The sequence below is a fragment of the Rhodovulum bhavnagarense genome, assembly GCF_004343505.1.
GTDB classification, from domain to species: Bacteria; Pseudomonadota; Alphaproteobacteria; order Rhodobacterales; family Rhodobacteraceae; genus Rhodovulum; species Rhodovulum bhavnagarense.
Map to the genome: position 1 here is coordinate 1 of NZ_SLXU01000033.1, position 5,604 is coordinate 5,604.

Here is a 5,604-nt window from a genome sequence, read left to right on the forward strand (position 1 = left end):
GCTTGAACTCGTCGCTGTGTATCGCTGCCATATCCGGTCTCCTCGATGGCGAGTATCGCTCTCAAAAGATCGGAACGAAACCGATGCAGGTCCATGGCGACGGTGGGTGTCGCGGGGGTCGAGGTGGCGCAGAGCGTCCTCGCCGAGACCCAGACCGCCATCCTGCCGCTGGTCCCGTATCTCGACACCCTGCGGTGGGTGTTCATCGCCGTGGCGCTCGGCGGCATCGCGGTCACGATTTACGCCCGGCTCGATGACTGGCGACGGGGGCGGCGATGATCGGCGCGCTCCTCGCCACGCTCGCCGGATCGGCATGGGCGCTTACGGCGCTCCACTACGGCGTCACAGCGCTCGCGATCCTGTCGTTCCTGTTAGCGCTGCGTCGCTCGGGCGAGCGAGCGGGACGGCTGGCTGAGCGGCTCGAGACCATGGAGAACACCTATGAAGCCCAACGACGGATGCTCGAGGCTGCGGCGCGTCGCCCTCGCTCTCGCGACGATCTGGCTGAGCGGCTGCGCCACGGGCGCTTCTGAGGTCGCCAGCCCCGGGGCCTGTCCGCCCGTGGTCGAATACAGCCGGGCGTTCCAAGAACAGGCGGCCGAGGAGCTTGCTCTGCTGCCGGAGGGATCGGCGATCGCGGAAATGCTGAGCGACTACGCCGTGATGCGGGAGCAGACCTTGCTGTGCGGTGCTGCCCCTTAATTTCAGCTAGAGGTTTTGTTCTTCACGTTTCGTTCTGCCCATTCAGATCTGGGCGCTGAAACGCCAGCCGCATCTGTTTTTCGGTCTCGATCAGCGCGAAGAAGACCACCCCGATGGCGAAGATTACAAGCCCGTCGAACAGGGGGACATCCTGAGTTCCGAAAATGCCCTGCAGGGGCGGCAGATAGGTGATGGCGAGCTGGGCCGCGGCGACGGTCAGCACACAAGCCCAGACGATCCGTGTGCCCCGGACCGCAGTCCAGGTGAGCGAGGTGCCGTGGATGTTGCGGATGAAGAACAGGTGGAAGATCTCCAGCACGACCAGCGTGTTCATCGCGATGGTCTGTGAGAGCGCGATCGGGTAGCCGCGGTCGATGGCGTAGAAATACATGCCGAAGACCGCCGCCAAGAAAAGCGTGGAGACAAGCACGACGTGCCAGACCAGCGCGCCGGTCAACAAAGGCTCGTCCCGCGGGCGCGGCGGGCGGCGCATGGTGCCGGGCTCGGAGGGCTCGAAGGCCAGCGCAAGACCCAGCGTGACGGCGGTGACGAGGTTCACCCACAGGATCTGAACCGCCGTGATCGGAAGCGCCATGCCGGCAAGAAGCGCCACGATGATGGTCATCGCCTCGCCGGCATTGGTGGGCAGGGTCCAGCTGATCACCTTCTTGATATTGTCGTAGACCGTGCGCCCCTCGCGCACGGCGGCCGCGATCGAGGCGAAATTGTCGTCGGCCAGCACGAGTTCCGCGGCCTCCTTGGCGGCCGCGCTGCCCTTGAGGCCCATGGCGATGCCGGCGTCCGCGCGTTTTAGCGCCGGTGCGTCGTTGACGCCGTCGCCGGTCATCGCCACGGTCAGGCCGCGCGCCTGAAGGGCGGTGACGAGACGCAGCTTGTGGGCGGGCGAGGTGCGCGCGAAAATGTCGGTCTGCACCGCCGCATCGGCAAGCGCGGCGTCGTCCAGCGCCTCGACATCCGCGCCGGTCAGCACGCGGTCGGGGTTTCTCAGCCCGATCATCGCCGCGATCGCGCGGGCCGTGGCGGCGTGGTCGCCGGTGACCATCTTCACCCGGATGCCGGCGGCATGGCAGTCGGCCACCGCCGCGATCGCCTCGTCCCGCGGCGGGTCGATCAGGCCGATCAGACCGATCAGCGTGAGCTGCCTCTCGAGGTCCGCGGTGTTGAGGATGGTGTGATCCTGCGGCACCGCGCGGGCCGCAACCGCGATCACCCGCTGCCCCTCGGCGGCCAGTTCCTCGACCATCGCGTGCCAGTAATCGACATCCAGCGGCGCCGCCCCGCCGTCCGCGGCGCGCTGATCGGCGCAGAGCGCCAGAACCGCCTCGGGCGCGCCTTTCACGTGGATGCAGGCACGGCCCTCGTGGTCGTGGTGCAGCGTGCCCATATAGCGATGGGCGGCGTCGAAGGGGATGGCGTCGGTGCGGGTCCACTGGCGGAACGACTCGGCCCCTTCGCGGGTGATCTTGCCGGCCAGCGCCATCAGCGCGCCCTCCATCGGGTCGCCCTCGACGCGCCAGCCCGCCTCGTGCGCATGCAGCATCGCGTCGTTGCACAGCCCGGCGGCGCGCGCGAACTCCATCAGCACCCGGTGCTCGTCCGGATGCACGTCCGCCTCGCGCCAGCGCACCGCGCCTTCGGGAGAATAGCCGTTGCCGCCGACCGAGTAGACATGCTCGGCCGCGGCCAGTGTCGCGGCCATCATCTCGTTGCGGGTTAGCGTGCCGGTCTTGTCGGAACAGATCACCGAGACCGAACCCAGCGTCTCGATCGCAGGCAGGCGCCGGACGATGGCGTTGCGCCGCGCCATGGCCTGCACGCCCACGGCCAGGGTGATCGTCAGCACCGCCGGCAGACCTTCGGGGATCGCCGCGACCGACAGGCCGACCACGGCCATGAAGAGATCGGAAAACGGAAGATGGCCGACGAAATATCCGTAGGCCAGCAGGGCGCCCGCGACGATGAGGATGAAGACGGTGAGCCAGCGCGCGAAACGGTCCATCTGGGCGACGAGAGGCGTCGTCAGCGTCTCGACGCGCGAGAGCATCCCGCTGATCCGGCCGATCTGGGTCTCGGGTCCGGTGGCGGTCACCACGCCGCGCCCGGCACCCGCCGCAACGAGCGTGCCCGAGAACAGCATCGAGGTCCGGTCGCCGAGGGCGGCGTCTTCGGCGACCGGCGCCGTGCCCTTGTCGACAGGCACGGATTCGCCGGTCAGGATCGCCTCCTCGAGCTTGAGACCGCGCGCCTCGATCACGCGCAGATCGGCGGGCCCGCGGTCGCCGGCCTCGACCAGTACGATATCGCCGGGCACCAGATCATCCGCGTCCACGCTGATGCGCTTGCCGTCGCGCAGCACGGACGACCGCGGCGCCAGCATGCCGCGGATCGCGTCCATCGCCCGCTCGGCGCGGCCTTCCTGCACATAGCCGATGACGGCGTTGACGATCACCACGGCGAGAATCACGCCGGTATCGACCCAGTGCTGCAACGCCGCCGTGACCGCGGCCGAGGCGATCAGGATATAAATCAGCACGTTGTGGAAATGGGACAGGAACCGCCGGAGCGGGCCGCGCTGCGGCGGTTCGGGAAGCCGGTTCGGCCCGTGTTCGGCAAGGCGGCGGGCGGCGTCTTCGTTGGTCAGTCCCGAGCGCCGTGCGGAGAGCGCATCCAGGACGTCCTCGGCGGACCGGGCATGGAAAGCTGGCAGGTTGCGGGTTTCTTTCATTCAGTCACTCGTGTTGTCTTGGCGAAGGTGCCGGATGGCAGCCTTCAGGATGCCTGTTTCTCTTCCGTCACGATCGCCGGGATCTCGGTGCGGTCTTCTTCCGGAGCGCCGCAAAGCAGTTCCACAGCCCGGTCTGCCGCGTCCTGGAACGGCTCGAGCACGATGTCGGCGCCTGCGCCGAACAGCTCTTCCGTATCGCGAGCGTGGTGGGACGCGACGGCCACCCTTCCGCGGAACCCCGCTGCGCGCGTCAACTGGATCAACGTTGTCCGGGTGTCTTCGTGACTCAGTCCGGTCGGATGGATCGGGACGGTCGAGACGACCCACTCAGCGCGCGGTAGCGGCAGTTCACTCACAAACTCCGCATCTGTCGCATCCCCGAAGTCCGTTGCGAGGCCCAGTTCGCGCCAGCGTCGCACTGCGAGCGGGTTGAAGTCTACACCGAGCACCTTGATCCCGCGCTTTCGCAGACGCATCCCGATGGCAGTGCCGAACCGCCCGAGCCCGAAGACGATCACCTTGTAGCCGTCTTCGGCATGGGCGCCCGCCTCGGACGGCTCGCGCGGGGTGCCTCTGCGCTCGAAAATGCCGAGCAACGGCTCGAAGATCGCGTAGAGTTGGTGCGAGTAGGTGATCATATAGGTCGATGCCGCGATGGTCACGAGACCGACCATGGTGACCAGCCCCAGCGCGTCCTCGCGCACATGGCCGAGCGACACGCCCATAGCCACGAAGATCAGGGAAAACTCGCTGATCTGTGCGACGGTCAGGCCGGCCAGGAAACCCGTGCGCTTGCGATACCCCATCGCCCCCATGATGGCGAGGACGATCAGCGGGTTGCCGATCAGCACAAAGAGCGAAAACACGATGGCACCGGATATGTGCGCGCCGAGAAGCGACAGGTCGAGCGCGGAGCCGAGCGCGATGAAGAAGAATAGCAGCAGGAAGTCGCGCAGCGGTGCGAGCCGTGCGGCTATGGTCTCGCGATAGGGTGTCGATGCAAGTGCCACACCTGCGAGGAGGCCGCCGACCTCCTTGCCCAGCCCGACGATGTCGCCAGCTGCCGCAAACATCGCCGCCATTGCTATGGCGAAGATCACAAGAAGTTCGGGTGCGCGCGCCAGACGCTCGGTCAGCGGATTGGCCGCGTAGCGCACGAACAGAACCACCAGGCCGACCATCGCGACGCCCGAGGCGAGAACCGTCGGGACCGATCCGTCGCCGGGCCCATTCTCCTCGGCCGAAGCGCCGATGTCGATTGCCGAGAGGACGATCATCGCGAGCACGACGACGAGGTCCTGAACGATCAGGAAGCCGAGCGCGATCTGCCCGTGCAGCGAATCGATCTCGCGCTTGTCCGACAGCAGCTTCACGATGATGATCGTCGAGGAGAAGGTGAGCGCCACTGCGACGTACAGGCTGGTGACATGCCCCAGCCCCAGAGCCAGCCCGATCAGATAGCCGAAGACAGAAGTGAACAGGACCTGTCCGAGCCCGGTCAGAAGCGCCACCTGGCCCAGGGAGCGGATGAGCTTCACGTCGAGCTTTATGCCAACCAGGAACAGAAGCACGGCGATGCCAAGCTCCGACAGGAGGTCGATCTGCTCGTCGGAATGGACGACGTCGAGAGCGGACGGCCCGGCGATGAGCCCGACAGCTATGAAGCTCACGATCAGCGGCTGGCGAAGCAGGATGCCGAACAGACCTATCGCGGCGGCCATCACGAGCAGGACGGCGACCTCGGCGAAGGGCGAGTGGATCAGGGCGTCGATCATGCACCGTTCCTACGGTCCGTCGGCAACTCGGCGCGCGATCCGCGATCCCGCTCGGCAGTCTCCCGCTCCCGCGTCGCATGGTCGCTCAGGAACGTCTCGAGATCGCTGTCGGCGATCCGCCAGCCCTTTCCGATCTCGATCGCTCGCAGCTCGCCGCTCTTGATCCAGCCGCGCACCGTCGCCTCGGTAACCTTCAGCCGGTCGGCCACTTCTTTCACCGTCTGATAGTCATCGCGCGCCATACGTTCGGCCCTTTTGGGTGTCGTTCGGCTCAGAATACTGAACTTCAGTAAGCGTCGTCTGACGGTCACCCGGCTTTCAGCTTGACGGCCGGAAATTCCACGGGAGCAGTTCGTCGAGCCGGCTTTGGGGATGGCCGTT

5 protein-coding genes and 1 pseudogene are annotated in these 5,604 nt (G+C 66.6%); 3 read left to right on the forward strand and 3 right to left on the reverse strand.

The genetic code is table 11. The features are described from left to right. Positions 1 to 93: 93 nt before the first annotated feature. From EV663_RS15290 to EV663_RS16030, 3 genes and pseudogenes are all read left to right on the forward strand, one after another. Positions 94 to 279 (forward strand): annotated as a pseudogene (locus EV663_RS15290) (YcbK family protein); the annotation flags it as partial. Then, entirely contained in the window at positions 276 to 533 is a 258-nt protein-coding gene (locus EV663_RS15295) for a hypothetical protein (RefSeq protein ID WP_132953377.1), read from the forward strand. The pseudogene EV663_RS15290 and the gene EV663_RS15295, both read left to right, overlap by 4 nt. Positions 534 to 561: 28 nt before the next feature. Next, entirely contained in the window at positions 562 to 702 is a 141-nt protein-coding gene (locus EV663_RS16030) for a hypothetical protein (RefSeq protein ID WP_341799045.1), read from the forward strand. Between the two features lie 22 nt (positions 703 to 724). Here EV663_RS16030 and EV663_RS15305 read toward each other — a convergent pair whose 3' ends face one another. From EV663_RS15305 to EV663_RS15915, 3 genes are all read right to left on the reverse strand, one after another. After that, positions 725 to 3,448, reverse strand: coding sequence for a cation-transporting P-type ATPase (locus tag EV663_RS15305; protein WP_132953381.1), 2,724 nt, complete (start codon positions 3,446 to 3,448; stop codon positions 725 to 727). A gap of 44 nt (positions 3,449 to 3,492) precedes the next feature. Continuing rightward, complete coding sequence (locus EV663_RS15310; protein WP_132953383.1) at positions 3,493 to 5,223, reverse strand: cation:proton antiporter; 1,731 nt, start codon at positions 5,221 to 5,223, stop codon at positions 3,493 to 3,495. After that, the coding region (locus EV663_RS15915) for a helix-turn-helix domain-containing protein (RefSeq protein WP_243697992.1) at positions 5,220 to 5,604 on the reverse strand (385 nt) is incomplete at its 5' end. The genes EV663_RS15915 and EV663_RS15310, both read right to left, overlap by 4 nt.